This window comes from Micromonospora sp. SD19 (genome assembly GCF_054462275.1).
The window spans coordinates 114110-130428 of sequence record NZ_JBTLMN010000014.1; the positions used below are offsets into that span (position 1 = coordinate 114110).

General features: G+C 71.6%; 18 protein-coding genes. 8 read left to right on the forward strand and 10 right to left on the reverse strand.

What is annotated here, in order from left to right; genetic code table 11:
- The first annotated feature begins 59 nt into the window (after positions 1-59).
- Complete coding sequence (gene eno / locus ACX27O_RS31060) at positions 60-1325, forward strand: phosphopyruvate hydratase (protein ID WP_210857554.1); 1266 nt, start codon at positions 60-62, stop codon at positions 1323-1325.
- Positions 1326-1336: 11 nt separating this feature from the next.
- Here the strand turns inward: eno and ACX27O_RS31065 are convergent, their stop codons facing one another.
- From ACX27O_RS31065 to ACX27O_RS31075, 3 genes are read right to left on the reverse strand one after another with little or no spacing between them, the layout of a single operon-like run.
- On the reverse strand, positions 1337-1681 hold the full coding sequence (locus tag ACX27O_RS31065; RefSeq protein WP_210857553.1) for a TraR/DksA family transcriptional regulator: 345 nt from the start codon (positions 1679-1681) through the stop codon (positions 1337-1339).
- Between the two features lie 18 nt (positions 1682-1699).
- Positions 1700-1837, reverse strand: a complete 138-nt coding sequence (locus ACX27O_RS31070) for a hypothetical protein (RefSeq protein ID WP_210867036.1) — start codon at positions 1835-1837, stop codon at positions 1700-1702.
- Positions 1838-1874: 37 nt separating this feature from the next.
- On the reverse strand, positions 1875-2822 hold the full coding sequence (locus ACX27O_RS31075; RefSeq protein ID WP_210867037.1) for an ion transporter: 948 nt from the start codon (positions 2820-2822) through the stop codon (positions 1875-1877).
- A gap of 181 nt (positions 2823-3003) precedes the next feature.
- Here ACX27O_RS31075 and ACX27O_RS31080 point away from each other — a divergent pair, with 181 nt between their 5' ends.
- A complete protein-coding gene (locus tag ACX27O_RS31080) occupies positions 3004-3702 on the forward strand; it encodes a TetR/AcrR family transcriptional regulator (RefSeq protein WP_030336321.1) in 699 nt (232 codons plus the stop codon).
- A 5-nt stretch (positions 3703-3707) separates the two neighbouring features.
- Here ACX27O_RS31080 and ACX27O_RS31085 read toward each other — a convergent pair whose 3' ends face one another.
- Together ACX27O_RS31085 and ACX27O_RS31090 are read right to left on the reverse strand one after the other, a co-directional pair.
- Positions 3708-4169, reverse strand: a complete 462-nt coding sequence (locus ACX27O_RS31085) for a GNAT family N-acetyltransferase (protein WP_210857550.1) — start codon at positions 4167-4169, stop codon at positions 3708-3710.
- A 176-nt stretch (positions 4170-4345) separates the two neighbouring features.
- Complete coding sequence (locus ACX27O_RS31090) at positions 4346-5203, reverse strand: SDR family oxidoreductase (protein ID WP_458940512.1); 858 nt, start codon at positions 5201-5203, stop codon at positions 4346-4348.
- 86 nt (positions 5204-5289) lie between these two features.
- On the opposite strand from ACX27O_RS31090, the gene ACX27O_RS31095 reads away from it, so the two are divergent.
- On the forward strand, positions 5290-5694 hold the full coding sequence (locus ACX27O_RS31095; RefSeq protein WP_030336326.1) for a winged helix-turn-helix transcriptional regulator: 405 nt from the start codon (positions 5290-5292) through the stop codon (positions 5692-5694).
- Positions 5695-5697: 3 nt separating this feature from the next.
- Here ACX27O_RS31095 and ACX27O_RS31100 read toward each other — a convergent pair whose 3' ends face one another.
- Entirely contained in the window at positions 5698-6660 is a 963-nt protein-coding gene (locus ACX27O_RS31100; protein ID WP_081884010.1) for a helix-turn-helix transcriptional regulator, read from the reverse strand.
- Positions 6661-7077: 417 nt separating this feature from the next.
- On the opposite strand from ACX27O_RS31100, the gene ACX27O_RS31105 reads away from it, so the two are divergent.
- A complete protein-coding gene (locus tag ACX27O_RS31105; protein WP_245233737.1) occupies positions 7078-7740 on the forward strand; it encodes a hypothetical protein in 663 nt (220 codons plus the stop codon).
- A 144-nt stretch (positions 7741-7884) separates the two neighbouring features.
- Positions 7885-9396, forward strand: coding sequence for a CehA/McbA family metallohydrolase domain-containing protein (locus ACX27O_RS31110; protein ID WP_458940513.1), 1512 nt, complete (start codon positions 7885-7887; stop codon positions 9394-9396).
- 78 nt (positions 9397-9474) lie between these two features.
- On the opposite strand, the gene ACX27O_RS31115 is transcribed toward ACX27O_RS31110, so the two are convergent.
- Positions 9475-10077 carry a MarR family winged helix-turn-helix transcriptional regulator gene (locus ACX27O_RS31115; RefSeq protein WP_458940514.1) on the reverse strand — a complete coding sequence of 201 codons (603 nt, stop codon included), beginning with the start codon at positions 10075-10077 and terminating at the stop codon, positions 9475-9477.
- A gap of 114 nt (positions 10078-10191) precedes the next feature.
- On the opposite strand from ACX27O_RS31115, the gene ACX27O_RS31120 reads away from it, so the two are divergent.
- The 3 genes from ACX27O_RS31120 to ACX27O_RS31130 all read left to right on the forward strand — a co-directional run bounded on the left by ACX27O_RS31120 (position 10192) and on the right by ACX27O_RS31130 (position 13678).
- Positions 10192-11763, forward strand: a complete 1572-nt coding sequence (locus ACX27O_RS31120; RefSeq protein WP_458940515.1) for an LLM class flavin-dependent oxidoreductase — start codon at positions 10192-10194, stop codon at positions 11761-11763.
- 65 nt (positions 11764-11828) lie between these two features.
- A complete protein-coding gene (locus ACX27O_RS31125; RefSeq protein ID WP_458940516.1) occupies positions 11829-12425 on the forward strand; it encodes an ArsR/SmtB family transcription factor in 597 nt (198 codons plus the stop codon).
- A complete protein-coding gene (locus ACX27O_RS31130; RefSeq protein WP_458940517.1) occupies positions 12422-13678 on the forward strand; it encodes an MFS transporter in 1257 nt (418 codons plus the stop codon). Before ACX27O_RS31125 ends, ACX27O_RS31130 begins: the two co-directional genes overlap by 4 nt.
- 102 nt (positions 13679-13780) lie before the next feature.
- Here ACX27O_RS31130 and ACX27O_RS31135 read toward each other — a convergent pair whose 3' ends face one another.
- From ACX27O_RS31135 to ACX27O_RS31145, 3 genes are all read right to left on the reverse strand, one after another.
- Positions 13781-14476 (reverse strand): alpha/beta fold hydrolase, encoded by a 696-nt coding sequence (locus ACX27O_RS31135; protein ID WP_458940518.1) that lies wholly within the window; start codon positions 14474-14476, stop codon positions 13781-13783.
- 129 nt (positions 14477-14605) lie between these two features.
- Complete coding sequence (locus tag ACX27O_RS31140) at positions 14606-15643, reverse strand: L-dopachrome tautomerase-related protein (protein WP_458940519.1); 1038 nt, start codon at positions 15641-15643, stop codon at positions 14606-14608.
- Positions 15644-15832: 189 nt separating this feature from the next.
- On the reverse strand, positions 15833-16255 hold the full coding sequence (locus ACX27O_RS31145; protein ID WP_357651661.1) for an MmcQ/YjbR family DNA-binding protein: 423 nt from the start codon (positions 16253-16255) through the stop codon (positions 15833-15835).
- Between the last annotated feature and the right edge of the window lie 64 nt (positions 16256-16319).

Here is a 16319-nt window from a genome sequence, read left to right on the forward strand (position 1 = left end):
AGGGCCGCCGTTTCCTGCCAGTCTGGCGGTGAAACAGCAGCTTGAGCAGGGAGTGTGCGATGACGGCAATCAGTCGGGTGCGGGGTCGGCAGATCCTCGACAGCAGGGGCAACCCGACGGTGGAGGCCGACGTGGTCCTCGCCGACGGGTCGACCGGCCGGGCCGCCGTTCCGTCCGGCGCGTCGACGGGGGCCAACGAGGCGGTCGAGCGGCGCGACGGGGACCTGACGCGTTTTCACGGCAAGGGGGTGAGCGCGGCCGTCGCCGCGGTCAACGGGGAGATCGCCGACGCGGTGCGCGGGTTCGACGCGGAGGACCAGGCCCTGATCGACGAGACGATGATCGACCTCGACGGTTCCAAGGACAAGGGCCGACTGGGCGCCAACGCGATCCTGGCGGTGTCCCTGGCGACCGCGAAGGCGGCGGCGTCGGCCCACCGGCAGCCGCTCTACCGCTACGTCGGTGGGGTCGGCGCCCGCCTGCTGCCGGTGCCGATGATGAACATCATCAACGGCGGCGCGCACGCCGACAATCCGCTCGACTTCCAGGAGTTCATGATCGCCCCGGTCGGCGCGCGGACCTTCGCCGAGGCGGTGCGGATGGGCTCGGAGGTCTTCCACACCCTCAGGGCGTCCCTGGCCGCGGCCGGGCACAACACCAACGTCGGCGACGAGGGTGGCTTCGCGCCGAACGTCACGGACGCCGACGAGGCACTGCGGTTCGTGTTACGCGCCATCGAGGACACCGGTTACCAGCCCGGATCCGACGTGCTGATCTGCCTCGACCCGGCCAGCTCGGAGTTCTTCCACGACGGCGTCTACGACTACGTCGGCGAGGGACGTCAGCGCACCGTCGACGAGCACATCGACTACCTGCTGGACCTGATCTCCCGGTACCCGATCAGCTCGGTCGAGGACCCGATGGCCGAGGACGACATCGCCGGCTGGCAGCGGCTGACGGCGGCGGCGGGGGAGCGCGTGCAGTTGGTCGGCGACGACGTGTTCTGCACCGACGTCGACCGGCTGCGCGACGGGATCGACGGCGGTTACGCCAACGCGATCCTGGTCAAGGTCAACCAGATCGGCACGCTCACCGAGACCCTGGCGACGGTGGACGCCGCCCACAAGGCCGGGTACCGGGTGGTGATGTCGCACCGCTCCGGCGAGACCGAGGACACCACCATCGCCGACCTGGCCGTCGGCGTCGGTTGCGGGCAGATCAAGACCGGTTCCCTGTCGCGCTCGGACCGCACTGCCAAGTACAACCAGCTCATCCGCATCGAGGAGGAGCTCGGCGACCGCGCCCGCTACGCCGGTGGCCGCTGACGGCGGTGCGACTACCGTCGACTGGCGCACGCCACACAGGTACGCGCTGACGGGCGGGCGGCGAGACGCTCGGCGGGAATGGGACGCAGACACCGTTCGCACACCCCGTAGCTGCCGTCGTCCACCCGTCGCAGCGCGACGTCCAGCTCGGCCAGGCGTCGGCGGGTGGCGTCCAGGACGGCGATGAGCTGCGCGCGTTCGAAGGCGATCGTGGTGCCCTCGGGGTCGTGTTCGTCGTCGGCGTTGGACGACCGGGACGCCTCGAAGAGGCTCCGCAGGTCGCCCTCCAGGGCGGTGGCCTGAGCCTCGGTCTGCGCGCGCAGCCGTTGCAGTTCCTCACGCGGGTCACTGGTCATCGCCGTTCCACGGTACTGCTACACGAAGTTGCGGGTGTGCAGCGCGGAGAGCGCCGCCGCCTCGTCGGGCCGGAAACCCAGCCGGACGAGGCGGCGCTGGCGGCCCTGGTCCATGGCGTCTTGCAGAGCCCGCACCCGGTCGAAGCCGGCGGACACGTCGTCCGGATGCCACCCACCCGCCGCGAGCGTCGGATCACCGTCCGGTGCGGGCGTTGTCCCGGTGCGGTCGGCTGTGCCCGTCGTCCCGGTCGATGCGCAGCTCACGTTCCAATTCGGTGATGACCGCCCGCAGGTCGTCCAGCCGTTGGGTGAGCGCGATCCGGTCCACCTCGTCCGGTACGCCGTCGCCGTCCTCGTCGTACCCGGGCGCCAGTCGCTCGGTCATCTCCAACCGGCGGGCCTCCTCCATCGAGTTGACGATGACCGCGATGAGGATGTTGAGCAGCAGGTTGACGGTGATGACCACGTAGCTGACGTAGTAGAGCAGCGTCCATGGTGAGATCGCCATGCCCTGCTCGATGAGGTCCGGAAGCGTCTCCAGCGACAACAGCACGAACAACGTCAGCAGCGATCGGCCGATGTCGCCGTACTCCTCCGGATACCGGTTGCCGAAGATCAGCCAGCCGGCCATGCCGTACACGTAGAGCGTCACCACGGCCAGGGCGAGGAACCCGGTGACACCCGGCAGGCTTCGCCACAGCGCGGAGACGATGGTCCGCAGGCCCGGCGAGAACCGCACCAGGCGGACCATGCGGGCGACCCGCACGACCCGTAGCAGCGCCGGGTCGCCGTGCAGGCCCGGGATGAAGATCGCGGCGATCACCACGAAGTCGAAGACGTTCCAGCCGTGCCGGAAGAAGTCCTGAGGGCGCTTGCCGTACGCGGCCAGCCGGATGGCGATCTCGACGACGAAGACGGCCCGGAAGAGCACCTCCAGCCAGTGCAGCGCGGCGCCCGCCGGGCTCAGGTTGTCGTAGGTCTCCAGGCCGAGAACGATGCCGTTGGCGAGGATGACCACGACGATGGCGATCTCGAAGGGGCGGGACCGGGCGAGTCGGTCGCAATGGTCGGCCCAACCCGGCTGGTGCCGCTGTGGGGTGGCCGGTCCACCCCGTGGGGCGGGCACGGGTGCGTCGCTCACCAGGTGGCCGGCTCGATCGGGCGCGCCGAGCAGGTGGCCCACCTCCGGCCGTCGTCATGGCGGTGCCGATGGTGTGCGGGCATGCCCACCAGCCTAGCCAAGATCAATGACAGTGGTCGACCACGCCGCCTCGCGGCGACGACCCGACTGGCGAACGGCGGTTGCCGTTTAGTGTGGATCGGTGAGTGACGTACCGCCGCGCGTCGGCGACGGCGACCCCGACCGGCAGCCGATCTGGAGCAGGCCCGAACGGGGCAGCCGTGGCCCCGCTCCGGCGCGCAGCCGGGACAGCATCGTCGCCGCCGCCATCGCGCTGGCCGACGCCGAAGGGCTGGCCGCGGTGTCGATGCGCGCCGTGGCCGCCGCGCTCGGCACCGGCGCCGGCTCCCTCTACCGCTACCTGTCGTCCCGCGACGACCTGCTGGACCTGATGACCGACCGGGCGGTGCGGGAGTTGCGCCCGTACCCGCGGGTGGAGGGCGACTGGTTGGCGACGATGGTGCTGTTGGGACGCCGGCAGTTGGCGCTGTTCGGCGCCCACCCGTGGTTGCTCGACGTGTTCCACCGGCCGTCCGGCATCGGCCCGGAGACCCTGGCCTGGTTCGACAACTGCATCGAAGTCCTGGAACCCGTGCGCTGCCCGGTGGCCGCCAAGTTCGAGGCCATCGCGATGATGACCGGCGTGGCCAGCCTCTTCGCCCGTCAGGAGTCCGCCGCCGGGGCGTTCAGCTTCGCCGGGGTGGACCTGGCGGCGTACCCGCACCTGGTCGCGGCGTTCGGTCAGCCCTCCGGGCCGACGCCCCGGGCGGACCTCGTCGAGCGGACGCTGCGCGGTCTGCTGACCGGCCTGCTGCTCGCCGAGCCGACCGAGGCGGGGTGACCGGGTCACGAAGCGGTGGTGAGGTACCGGCGGTAGCCGAGGGCGGACTGCGTGAAACCGACGGACGCGTAGAACTGGTGGGCGTCGGTGCGCGCGGCGTTCGACACCAGTTGGACCTTGTAGCAGCCGGCCGCCGTCGCGTCGTCGAGCGCCGCCAGCACGAGGGCCCGGGCGACGCCACGACGGCGCCATCCGGGCGCGACCACCACGTTCTCCACCACCATGTACGGTCGCGCGCCGTGGGTGAGGTTGGGGGCGACGAGGGTGTCCAGGGTCCCCACGAAGGTGTCCCCGGCGACGGCCAGCAGGAGGCGGCGGCCAGCCTGCGCGTGCAGGTCGCGCCAGGCGCTGGCCAGCCGGGAGGAGTCCGGCCGCGGGTCGCCGGGGGCGAGCTGCCACAGCACGTCGAAGACCCGCTCGGGGTCGTCCTGCTCGACGGCGGCGCGGACGACGACGTCGCCGCTCACCGGACCGACCCACAACGGTCCAGGTTGGACAGCGCGGGATCCCGGCGTGGCGGCCCGGCGTGCCGGCGGACCCGGTCATTGACGTGCCTGAGCATGCCGCCGAGGATACCCGGGCAGCAGCTGCCCGGGTGGCGGCGGCGACCGGACCCCGCCGCCCTCCTCGCTGCTGAACCCCGTCAGCCCCGCGCGGCCCGGATGGCGTCGCGCAGCGGAGTGCTCGGCCGGCCGAGTAGCCGGCTGAGGTCGTCGCTGTCGGTCGCCAACTCGCCGTCGGCGATCGACTGGTCGAGCGCGGCGACGAACCCGGCGGTGCCGGCGTCCAGGCCGACGTTCTCCAGGGCCGAGGCCAGCTCGGCCGCGGACATGTCCTGGTGCACGACGGTGGTGCCGGTCACCTCGGTGACGGCCTCGGCCAGTTCGTCGAACGTGAACGCGGCACCGCCCAGTTCGTAGACGGCGTTGCCGTCCTGCTCCCTGGTCAGCGCCGCCACGGCGGCCCCCGCGTAGTCGGCCCGGGTCGCGGCGGAGATCTTGCTGCCGCCGCTGGCGCCGAGGATCGTGCCGGAGCCCAGGTACTGCGGCAGCTGGTCGGTGTAGTTCTCCGTGTACCAGCCGTTGCGCAGCACTGTGTAGGTCAGCCCGGACGCGGCGAGGACCTCCTCGGTGGCCTTGTGCTCCGGGGCGAGCGGGTTCGCTGTGGTGTCGGCCTTCAGGATGCTGGTGTAGACGAGACGCTCCACACCGGCGAGCTTGGCCGCGTCGATGACCGCCGTGTGCTGCGCGACGCGCTGACCGGGAGCGTCGCCGGAGATGAGCAGCAGACGGCGTACGCCGGCCACGGCGCCGGGCAGCGTCGACGGGTCGTCGTAGTTGGCAGTGCGGATCTCGACGCCCCGCGCGGCCAGAGCGGCGGCCTTCTCCGGGCTGCGGACGATGGCGGCGATCTCGGCGGCGGGTACGCGGCTGTCGAGCAGTTGCTCGATCACCAGGCGGCCCAGTCGGCCGGTGGCGCCGGTGACGGCGTAGGTGGGCATGCGAACCTCCGAGGCTGGTGGCTTACCTGCAAGCACTTACTAATCTATAGCACTTATCATAGGTAAGCGTAGGTTAGGCTGGTGAGGTGAGCGACAGGCCGGCCCAGGACCCGGCGGGGCCTACCCAGGAATTCGTCAGCGATGTCTTCGCGCGGGGCTGCACCTCCCGTGCCGCCTTCGAGGACGTCACCTCGAAGTGGGCCTCGCTGGCCCTGTTGGCGCTCGGCGAGGGCCGCTACCGGTTCAACGCGCTGCGGCGACGCATCGACGGGGTCAGCGAGCGGATGCTCTCCCAGACCCTGCAGACCCTCGAACGCGACGGAATGCTCACCCGCGAGGTGCTCACCGCGATCCCACCGCGGGTCGAATACTCGTTGACCCCCCTCGGTGCCCGGGTCGCCGAGCAACTTCGTGGCCTCGCCGACCTGCTGGAGGCCTCGGTGCCCGAGTTGCAGACCGCCCGCGACAGAAACGACCGCGACCGAGGCTGACTCTCAGGTGTTCAGCGTCTCGCGCGGCGGCACGCCGTAGCTGGCGTGGTACCGCGCGGTGAACCTGCTGTGGCTGGCGAACCCCCACCGGCTGGCGATCGCCGAGACCGTCTCCTGGCGCGGGTCGGCGCGTACCAGGTCGTGGTGTGCCCGAACGAGCCGGATCCGACGCAGGTAGGCCATGGGGGTGGTGCCGAGATGACGGCGGAAGGCGAGTTGCACCGCCCGCAGGGAGACGCCGGCCGCACCGGCGATGTCGACCGCGCTGATGTCCCGATCGGCGTGCTCCTCCAGAAACGCGATGGCCCGGCGCAGCGTGGCGGTGGTGGCGTCGTTCCGGTCCGCGGCGGTCGGCTCGGTGAACGCGGTGTTGGGGAAGACCGCGAGCGCCGCCGCCGCCAGCATCCGGGCGGCGTTGCCGATCACCAGCGATTGCGCCCCGTCGGCTGGGCTGTTCAACACGACGTCGCGGACGAAGCTCGTGGTGTTGCGCCACTGCCGGGCGAGGGCCGTACCGGCGGCACCCAGCTCGGTGAACTCGATCCGACCGGGCCGGCGGGCCGGCGCGGTGGTGGCCACCTGCGCCAGCACCGACAGATCCAGTACGCACAGCTCCACCTCACCGGGATGCCACTGGACTGTGCACGGCTCGTCCGGCCTGGTGACGAGGAAGACCTCGCCGGGGCCGAACCGGTGGGTCGATCCCGCGCAGGAGCGACTGCCGCGCGCGGTGTTGGCGCGACCGATGACCAGCCCGCCGAGGGCGCTGGCATCGATTTCGAGGTGCCCGGTCTGTCGGGTGGTCGCGAGGGCGAAGGGAGCGGTGTCGACGCGCTGGTGGGTGAGCCGGTATCCGTTCCGGCTCTGAATGCGCAGCTTCGGGTCGTAGGTGGCGGACAGGAATTCCTGGATGGCCGACGGGTCACTGCTGTCGAACCGGTGGGTCTGCACTGGCGATGACGTCATCCGCTGTCTCCGTCCGGTGAAGGTGCCGCCGGGTGGTGGAACGCGTGTCGACGGCAGGATCGGGACGTGCCGGGGTGCGCGGCGGTGACCCGGCACGTCGGTGGCCGGCGGTGCGGTGGAACGTCGCGAGCGGGACGGCAGCGACCGGTTGAGGGCGTCGGATCTGGTCTGACGATTCGTGACGCTGGGATGCAATATCCGTGGATGGGAATGTCACCATACGACAATCACTCGCTCGCCGTCCCGCCAATCACCTCGGTGTGTCGGCAGCTCGACTTCGTTTTCCGGCTAGCCCGTCGAACGGTTCTACGTCTGCTGTCCTAGCCACCCTCGCGGCCGACAGCGAAATCTTGTTCATGATTCGTCGGAGGATGATCGTGGCACCGCCGGGAGACCGGCCCACGAAGGGGGGAAGCGTTGGACAGTACTGATCCTGACCGCGTCGTTCGGCTGGCCGTGGGCGAGGCGCTGGCCCGGGTGGCGGACGAGGACAGCCTGGGCCTGGGCGAGGGGGACGCGCTGGAGCGGCTCGGGGGTGGGCTGCGCGCGGTGCTGCGCCGCGCACTCGACGACCGGGTGCCGCTGACCACGCCGGACTTCGTCGACCTCTGCCGCGACCTGGGCCTGAACCGTGACGCCTTCGACCTGCTGGGGCACTACCTGATGACCGCGTTGCTGACCCAGCAGGTCGGACCGGACGCCCTGATTCGCGTCGGCGTGCTTTTCGGCACCGTCGGGCGCTACCTGCCCGGCGCCCGTCCGCCAGCCCACCGCAACGAGGGTCCCGCGATGCGGCGGCGCGACGTGCGTTCGGACAACAGTGTCGTCGGTCGGTACCGCCGCGCCAAGCTGCCGGAGCACCTCCCCAACCCGCCGAGCTGGACCTGCACCGGCTGCGGCCGCGAATGGCCCTGCGCCACCAAGCAGAGCCAACTGCTCGCCGAGTTCGGTGGAGCGCGCGCCTCCCTCGCGGTCTACCTCGGCTCCTGCCTTGTCGCCGCCGCCGAGGACCTGCCCACGCTGCCGCTGCCTCGGGTCCGGCACCGGTTCCTCGGCTGGTTGCCGCGCGCCCGGATCTGACCGGCTCGCTGCCACCCGCCCGGCTCCCCACCGGTCGGAGCAGGGTGTTCATCGTGAGCACCGGCTGCGTACGGCGGGTGTTCACCGGCCTCTTCAAGGCTCCTTGATCGAAAGAGCATTCGCTTGATCGAGGAGAGGCAACACGTGTCAGACACGCATTCCGAAGAGACCGAGCACCCGCAGCTGTCCCGGCGCAAGCTGGTCAAGTACGCGGGCGTCGGCGCGACGCTGGCCGCGGCCAGCCCCCTGGTCGGTGCCAGCGCGGCGTGGGCCGAGGAGGACCGCCGGCCGGGCAACGACGACAAGGCCGACCGGGGCAACTCCAGGAACCGGGTGTGGCGCGCGGGGGACCACCACATCCACTCCGAGTACAGCGGCGAGTTCGACACCACGAAGTCCCCGATCGTCTTCCACAAGGGCGCGGACGCGGTCTACCCGATCGTCACCAACGCCATCATGGCGAAGAACTTTGGCCTGACCTGGGCGATGTGCACCGACCACGGTGGACCGACCCACTCGAAGGTGAACATCGAGCAGGCGTATCCCGACCTGCTGCGTTCCCGCAAGCTCGTCCCCGAGGTGCTCCAGTTCTGGGGTATGGAGTTCGACGCGCCCTCGCTGGACCACCACACGCTGATGATCCCGCGTCACGACGACGAGGCGAAGCAGCTCTTCGAGTTGGAGAGCCGGTTCGCCAAGTACGACGCGTTCCCCACCGACCCGACCCGGGACACCGAGGCGAAGATGGTGGAGTTCCTCAAGGTCGCCCGGGGCATGCCGCACAAGCCGCTGGTGATCGCCCACCACGCGTCCCGTTCGGCGCCCGGCCTCGGCGTCTACGGCCAGGACACCCCGCGCGAGTTCCGCAACGGCAACAACGCCGCGCCGGACGTCTACATCGGCTTCGAGGGCGCACCCGGGCACCAGGCCGGCCCGCTCAATGGCGGGGCGCGCGGCGGGTACGGCAACCACCCCACCTACGGCGGCTTCGACCAGATGACCGCCCGGGTCGGTGGGCTGTGGGACTCACTGCTCGGCGAGGGCCGGCGCTGGTGGATCACCGCCACCTCGGACTCGCACGTGCACTGGACCCGTGGTGGGTCCGACTTCTGGCCGGGGGAGTACAGCAAGACCTACGTGCACGCCCGCCAGGACTACGGCGACATCATGGACGGCCTGCGCAACGGCCGGATCTGGGTCACCACCGGTGACCTGATCCGCAGCCTCGACGTCACCGCCACGTCCCAGGGCAAGACCGCCGAGGTGGGCGAGACGATCACGGTGAGCCGTCGGAGCCGTACCGACGTCGATATCGAGATCACCTTCCGCCCGCTGGGTGGGGTGAACGCGAACGGCGACCGGCCCGAGGTCCGCCGGGTCGACCTGATCGTCGGCCAGATCACCGGCCCGAGCGCCAGCCTGGACGCCGACACCAACCCCACCACCAAGGTGGTGGCCCGGTTCGGCCCGCGCGACTGGCGTCGGCAGGGCGACAGCTACGTCATCCGGCACACCCTGCGCAACGTCGAGGCGGACACCTACGCGCGGGTGCGTGGCACCAGCACGGACGAGGCCGAGCCGCTCGCCGACGGCCTGGAGAGCCCGTGGGACGACCTGTGGTTCTACTCGAACCCGGTGTTCGTGCACGTGCGCTGACCGGGCGGGTTGACGACACCGCGGGTCACTCGGCACCGCTCGACAAAGGACGTCGGGCGGTGCCGGGCGGCCCGTCGGTCAGCTGTCCGAGCCGGTGCTTCGGCGGGTTCGGGGGGAGGCGGTTCGTCCGCTTCGCGCCGCCGCGGCACCGGTCCGGCGGGCAGTGGGCGACGCCGGCTCGGGATGCACCTCGGTCACCACCTCACAGAGGTCACGCAGCGGGTCCGCCGCCTGGGCCGAGCAGGCGACCTTCTGCAACAGGGACCGCAGCGTCGCCGACTCGGGCGGCGTGAGGGCCCCCAGCAGATGCGACTCGACCTGCCGCAGTGCCGCTCGCCGCTGCTCCCACGCGGCCCGGCCGGCGTCGGTGACCTCGATCAGCCGGTTGCGTCGATCGGCCGGGTCCGCGCGACGGGCCACGAAGCCGGGCCCCTCCAGGTCATCGATCAGGTACGTGAGGACGGTGCGGTCGATGCCGATCTCCTCGGCGATCGCGCCCTGGTTCCGGGCCGGTCCGTTGATCGCCGCGGTGAGCAGCTGGTAGCCACGAGGGCCGCCGGGGAAGTTGGTGAGCGCGTGCTCGGCCGCGCGGACGTAGCCGCGGAAGACGATCCCGAGCATCCAGCCCAGGTCGTCGTCGAGCGGATCGGGCCGGCCCGGCCGGTGAGTGGCACCCGTCATCCCCCGACAATAGCGCAGTGAGTCAGACCTTGATGGCAGCAGAAGTTCTGTATGACATAAGGTTAAGGTCACGACGCATCAGCCGACGCGTCGGGCGAATCGGGAGGCTCGCAGATGAGCGACTACGGCCACGACCTGGTCTTCGGATCCTTCGTCACGCCCAGCGCAGGCGATCCGGACCGTACGGTCGGCGTCGCCGTCCTGGCCGAGCAGGTCGGGCTGGACCTGGTCACCTTCCAGGACCACCCGTACCAACCGGCGTTCCTCGACACCTGGACCCTGCTGAGTTTCGTCGCGGCCCGCACCCACCGGGTGCACCTCGCGGCGAACGTGACGAACCTGCCACTGCGCCCGCCCGCGGTGCTCGCCCGCAGCGTGGCCAGCCTGGACCTGCTCAGCGGTGGCCGGGTCAGCCTCGGCCTCGGGGCGGGGGCGTTCTGGGACGCCATCGAGGCGATGGGCGGCCGGCGGTTGACCCCCGGCGAGGGTGTGCGAGCGCTGACGGAGGCCATCGAGGTCATCCGTCAGCTCTGGGACGTCGAGACACGCGGCGGAGTGCGGGTCGACGGCGAGTTCTACCGGGTGGTGGGCGCCAAGCGCGGACCCGCCCCAGCCCACCACACGCCGATCTGGCTGGGTGCGTACAAGCCCCGGATGCTCCAGCTCACCGGCCGTCGGGCCGACGGCTGGCTGCCCTCGCTGGGCTACCTCCAGCCCGGCGACCTGGCCAAGGGCAACGCGATCATCGATGACGCCGCGCGGGAGGCCGGCCGCTCACCGCGGGACGTGCGCCGGCTGCTCAACATCGCCGGACAGTTCTCGGCCGTCGGACGCGGCCCCCTGAACGGGCCCGCCGAGCAGTGGGCCGAGGAGCTGGCCGAGCTGGCGGTGGAGGATGGCGTCGGCACCTTCATCCTGGCCAGCGACGACCCCGACGACCTGCGCCGCTTCGCCGGCGAGGTCGCCCCCGCCGTCCGCGAGCTGGTCGCGGCCGAACGGGAGCAGGGCGCGACGCCGGGGCGTACGCCAGCACAGCCGGAGCCGGAGCCGGAGCCGGTGCGGGCGAGCCGCGCCACCGCGACCGGCGGCGCGTTCGCCGTGGTGCCGACCCCCGACGACGGTGTACGGCGAAGCGAGCGGCGGGTGTGGGACGAGTCGACCCGGCCGAGCGGGCCCGCGCCCGACCCGGAGCGCACCTACACCGCGCAGGAGCAGGCCACCGGTGCGCACCTCGTGCAGATCCACGACGGTCTGCGTGCCGAGCTGGCCCAGATTCACGACCTGATCGACCAGGTGGCGGCCGGCGAGATCGACGCCGGCGCGGCCCGCTCCCACATCAACACCATGACCATGCGGCAGAACAGGTGGACGCTCGGCGTCTACTGCGAGTCGTACTGCCGCATCGTCACCACCCACCACACCATCGAGGACCAGTCGTTCTTCCCCCGGTTGCGGGCGCGCGACCCTCGACTCGGCCCGGTGGTCGACCGGTTGGAGCAGGAGCACCACGTCATCCACGACGTGCTGGAGGGCGTCGACCGGGCGCTGGTCGCGTACGTCGGGTCCCCGGACGGCCTCACCGAGCTGCGCGCCGCCGTGGACCTGCTGACCGACGCTCTCCTGTCGCACCTCAGCTACGAGGAGCGGGAGCTGGTCGAGCCGTTGGCGCGGTTGGGCATCGCCTGATCGGCGGGGTGCCGCAGCGGCGGGTCGGGGTTCCCCGATCGGATCTGAGAGGTTACTCTCGAAACATGTCTCTCAAGAATCCGTACGGGGATTTCGAGATCACCGAGCCGCAGGCGCTCCGGGCGCTGGCCCATCCGGTCCGGCTGGCCATCCTCGACCGCCTCCAGCGGCACGGCCCGGCCACCGCCACCGGGCTCTCGCCGCACGTCGGGGCCACCCCGTCGGTCGTCAGCTGGCACCTGCGACACCTCGCCACGTTCGGCCTGGTCGTCGATGCGGAGGGCACCGCCAGCAAGCGTGAGCGCTGGTGGCAGGCCGCGGCCCGGGGCTTCCGCTTCAACCTGCCCGACGATGCCGAGGGGCAGGCCGCCGGCCGTCAACTCCGCGGCGAGATGTTCGCCAGGACCGCCGAGGCCCCGCAGCGGTGGCTGCTGCACGACGAACCTCGGCTGGACACGCAGTGGCGCGGGGTGTCCGGGGTCTCCGACACCAGCTTCGTGGCCACCCCCGAGGAGCTGCAACAGCTGGAGGCCGCGATCGAGGAGCTGATCGCCCCGTACGTGCGGCGCAAGGACGACGACACGGCGCCGACCGACGCGCGGATCGTCCGGATGCTCCGCTACCTCCTGCCCGAACCCGGCGACGACCCGGCCTCGTCATGACCGCGACCGCCACCGCCACCGCGCCGCCCCTGCACCGCGATCGGCGGTTCCGCACCTTCTGGATCAGCGAGACGATCTCCCAGTTCGGTGACCGGGTCAGCGAACTGGCCCTACCGCTGATCGCCGTCACCCTGCTCACCGCCACACCCGTGCAGGTCAGCGTCCTCACCGCGCTGATCTGGCTGCCCAACCTGCTGGGCCTGTTTCTGGGTGCCTGGGTGGATCAGCGCACCCACAAGCGGCGACTCCTGATCATCGCGGACCTGATCCGCGCTGCGGTGCTGCTCAGCCTGCCGGTGGCCTACCTGTTCGACGCGATCACCCTCACCCAGCTCTACCTGGTGGCACTGCTCACCGGCCTGGGAGCGGTGCTGTTCGCCATGGCCCGTCAGGCGTTCTTCGTCGCACTGGTGCCCCGATCGGCGTACGTGGACGCGAACAGCAAACTGAGCATGAGCCGGTCGCTGTCCTTCATCGCCGGCCCGGCCGTCGGCGGTGGGCTGGTCCAGGCCCTCAGCGCGCCGGTCGCGATCCTCGTCGACGCGGTGTCCTTCCTCGGCTCCGCGCTGCTGCTCGGCCGCATCCCGGTGACCGAGACGCCTCCGCCGCCGCGTCGGACGTCCACGCTCGGGCTGGTCCGCGAAGGGCTCACGCTGGTGCTGCGACACCCGGTGCTGCGGGCCGCCCTCGGCTGCACCAGCACCGTCAACTTCTTCACCTTCATCATCAGCGCGCTGCTGGTGCTCTACGCCAGCCGCGACCTCGGCCTGTCGGCCGGTGCGATCGGCATCGCCTTCGGGGTCGGCGCGCTCGGCGGGTTCGCGGGTGCGGCGCTCGCCCCGCGCGTATCCCGCGCCATCGGTCTGGGCCGCACCGCCATGATCGGCGTGGTGCTCTTCCCCGCGCCGCTGGCGCTGACCGCGCTGGTCTCCGGACCGACCTGGACGAAGGTGGCCATGCTGGCGGCCATCGAGCTGGTCTCCAGCATCGGGGTGATGCTGATGGACGTGAACCTCAACGCCCTGATCACCGCCGTGACACCCGCCGACGCGCTGGGACGCCGGGCCGGTGCCTACAGCGCCGTCAACTACGGCATCCGACCGCTCGGCGCACTTGTCGGCGGCGCGTTGGGCACCACCATCGGCCTGCGGCCCACCCTGGTCATCGCCGGCCTGGGTGGCGTGCTCGCCGTGCTCTGGTTGCTCGCGTCACCGGTGCGCCACATCAGAACCCTCGACGAACCGGCGACCTGACCCCGGAGGCGGTCGCGCGGTCGCGCCGCCGCTCACCGGACCCGCGCCCCGAACGGACACGCCGCGCACCGGCGGAGCCTGTGCGCGGCCCGCGCCACCGGGTCAGGAGACCTCCGCCAGCAGCACCCGGGCCAGCTCGGCGGGCTGGGAGAACATCGGCCAGTGGCCGGTGTCCATCGTGACGAGTCGCCAGTGGTCGCTGGTCAGCAGCGTGGCCACCGTGTCGTTGGGCTCAGGCCCGTCGAGCAGGCACTTCACGTACGTCGCCGGCAGCTCACCCAGCGGTCGGCTCAACACGGCCGGCTCGGTCAGCGTGCCGCCCGGGTGCGGAGTGGACCCCTCGACCAGGCGCGCGATCTGCCCGTCGGTGAGACCCTGACCGTCCAGATCGGCAGCGCTGAGCGGAGCCCAGTGCCCGCCGTTGTCGGCGAGCTGCGCCTCGAAGGCCGCCTGGCCCTGCCACCAACCGGAGGCGAACGACCCGCCGTCGACAGGCACCTCGGAGTCGACGAAGACCACCCGGGTCAACCGGTCACCGATCCGCTCGGCGGCCTGACCCACCGGGATGCCCGAGTAGCTGTGCCCGACCAACACCACGTCGCGCAGGTCGCGGCGCTCGATCTCGTCGACGATGTCCCGCACGTGGGTCTGCTGCCCGGCGGGCACCTCCCGCCGCTCGGCGAGACCGGAGAGGGTCAGCGGGTGGGTGCCGTGGCCGGCCGCCCGCAGCGGCGGGACCACCTCGTCCCACGCCCACGACCCCAACCACGCCCCCGCCACCAACACGAAATCAGCCATGGCGCGGAGCCTATCGGCGACCTGCGACAGGCCGGCGGTCACGACTTCTGCCGGCCTCGGGCGGCGGACACCTGCGGCGGACCCGCCGCCGGCGGCACCCACCGCAGCTGGCCACCGGGGGGCGAACAGTCAGACGTGGTCGCGCGGGGGCGGCCCGGCCTCGACGGGCATCCGGTAGATGTGCACCGGGTAGTCGACGGCCGATCGCCCGCCGTTGAGCCCGGCGGTCAGGTGCAGCTGGGCCGCCGGCATCCAGAGCCGTGCCTCGGCGTCGATCCACATCGCGTCCACCCAGGCCAGCCGGGGATCGGCGACCAGCGTCCGGACGCTGCGGTCGGGCGCGAGGACGAGGACACGTCGTCGTTCCACGTCGCTGAGGTAGATGGTGCCGGTGGTGTCGATGGCTGTGCCACCGGTGCTGGGTGTGTCGCACCACCGTTCGACCCGCCGGGCCAGCTCCTCGGCGGACACCGACGGGTCGTCCAACCAGCGGGTGGCGATCCGGGACATCCCGCCGGAGGCCGGCTGGTAGTAGAGCCAGCGACCGTCCGGCGACACCTCCAGCTGGTCGACGTGCAGGCGTACCTCGGCACCGTCCGGGTCACGCAGCACGCGACCGTCGGCGACCAACGACCCGCCCACCGTGCTCGGATGCCCGTCCAGCACCCGCCGGGACCGACCCGAGTCGAGGTCCAGCACGATGATGCCGGCGGCCCCGGCGTCGCTGAGGTACGCCATCGGGCCGTTGAACCGGACATCGTCGACGTAGCTGTCCGGGTGGACCCCCTCGTCGAGGTGGTAGACCCGTTCCACCTGGTCGCCGTCGAGGTTCACCGCGATCAGCCGAGCGCCGCCGGGCACCTGCGTTGAGCCGATCTGGGGCGTGCCCGAGTCGACGATCCACAACCGGCCGTCCGGACCGGCCCGCAAGCCGTTGACGTGCACGAACGCCCCGTCCGGCGGCTGGTCGGCGCGGTTCCACGCGGCGTCGGGGTACGGCTCACGCCGGCCGTCCGGCAGCGCCTCGACCACCTGCACGCCGGGCCGGTCCGCCGACGGGTAGCTGAGGAACACCCGCCCGCGCACTGTTGTCACACCGGTGCACACCCGGCCCTCGTGCAGCACCGACGTCAACCGGGGATCCTCCTCGGTGGGCAGCGACGACATCGACCCGCTCCTCACCCGCCGGCCGGCGTCCTCGGCTCACGCCGGTGCCGACGGCTCCGGCCGTTCGGCGCGGTATCCCCGGCGCCTGCCGGCCGAAACCGCCGGTCGCAGGGCACCGCTGATCGCACGGCACGCCGGTTGCGGGGCACCACCGCCGACGGTCAGCCGCCCGCAGGCAGCGCCCGGCGCTCAGCCGGTCGGCGGTGCTGGCGGGCCGACCCGGCCCGCGAGCCGCTTCGGGGCCATCACGCAGTAGCTCTCGGTGAGCAACTCACCCACCTCCTCCCAGTCGGTGTCCCCGTCCACGATCATGCCCAGCACGTTCGCAGCCCAGTCCGGTTTGTAGAACGGGTGGCCCACGCCGAGGAGCCCGGCGATCTCGTCGAGGGGCGACCGGAAGGTCAGCAGGCAGGCGGGCCGGTCGAGGGCGGCGGCCCGGGCGTGGACCGGCTGACGGTCGGGGTCGACGGTGAGCACGTGGGCGAAGGTCCGCTTGCGGATGCGCCAGCGGATGCCCACCCAGGCGGGCTCTTCGTAGGTCTCCGGCAGCCCGAGGCAGATCGGCCGCAGCCGGTCGAGGACCTCGGGTGGGACGTCTCCAGGTGCGGTCACGGGCAACGACGCTAACCGGCGGGTGTGACAAGTCCCGCCCGTCGAACCCGGGTCGGGCCGGTGG

What these genes read in the sequence shown, in the direction of transcription:
- ACX27O_RS31125 (WP_458940516.1), top strand. Translation starts at nt 11,829, where the DNA reads ATGTCTCTCAAGAATCCGTACGGGGATTTCGAGATCACCGAGCCGCAG.
- eno (WP_210857554.1), top strand. Translation starts at nt 60, where the DNA reads ATGACGGCAATCAGTCGGGTGCGGGGTCGGCAGATCCTCGACAGCAGG.
- ACX27O_RS31100 (WP_081884010.1), bottom strand. Translation starts at nt 6,660, where the DNA reads ATGACGTCATCGCCAGTGCAGACCCACCGGTTCGACAGCAGTGACCCG.
- ACX27O_RS31090 (WP_458940512.1), bottom strand. Translation starts at nt 5,203, where the DNA reads ATGCCCACCTACGCCGTCACCGGCGCCACCGGCCGACTGGGCCGCCTG.
- ACX27O_RS31065 (WP_210857553.1), bottom strand. Translation starts at nt 1,681, where the DNA reads ATGACCAGTGACCCGCGTGAGGAACTGCAACGGCTGCGCGCGCAGACC.
- ACX27O_RS31120 (WP_458940515.1), top strand. Translation starts at nt 10,192, where the DNA reads ATGAGCGACTACGGCCACGACCTGGTCTTCGGATCCTTCGTCACGCCC.
- ACX27O_RS31130 (WP_458940517.1), top strand. Translation starts at nt 12,422, where the DNA reads ATGACCGCGACCGCCACCGCCACCGCGCCGCCCCTGCACCGCGATCGG.
- ACX27O_RS31140 (WP_458940519.1), bottom strand. Translation starts at nt 15,643, where the DNA reads ATGTCGTCGCTGCCCACCGAGGAGGATCCCCGGTTGACGTCGGTGCTG.
- ACX27O_RS31115 (WP_458940514.1), bottom strand. Translation starts at nt 10,077, where the DNA reads ATGACGGGTGCCACTCACCGGCCGGGCCGGCCCGATCCGCTCGACGAC.
- ACX27O_RS31135 (WP_458940518.1), bottom strand. Translation starts at nt 14,476, where the DNA reads ATGGCTGATTTCGTGTTGGTGGCGGGGGCGTGGTTGGGGTCGTGGGCG.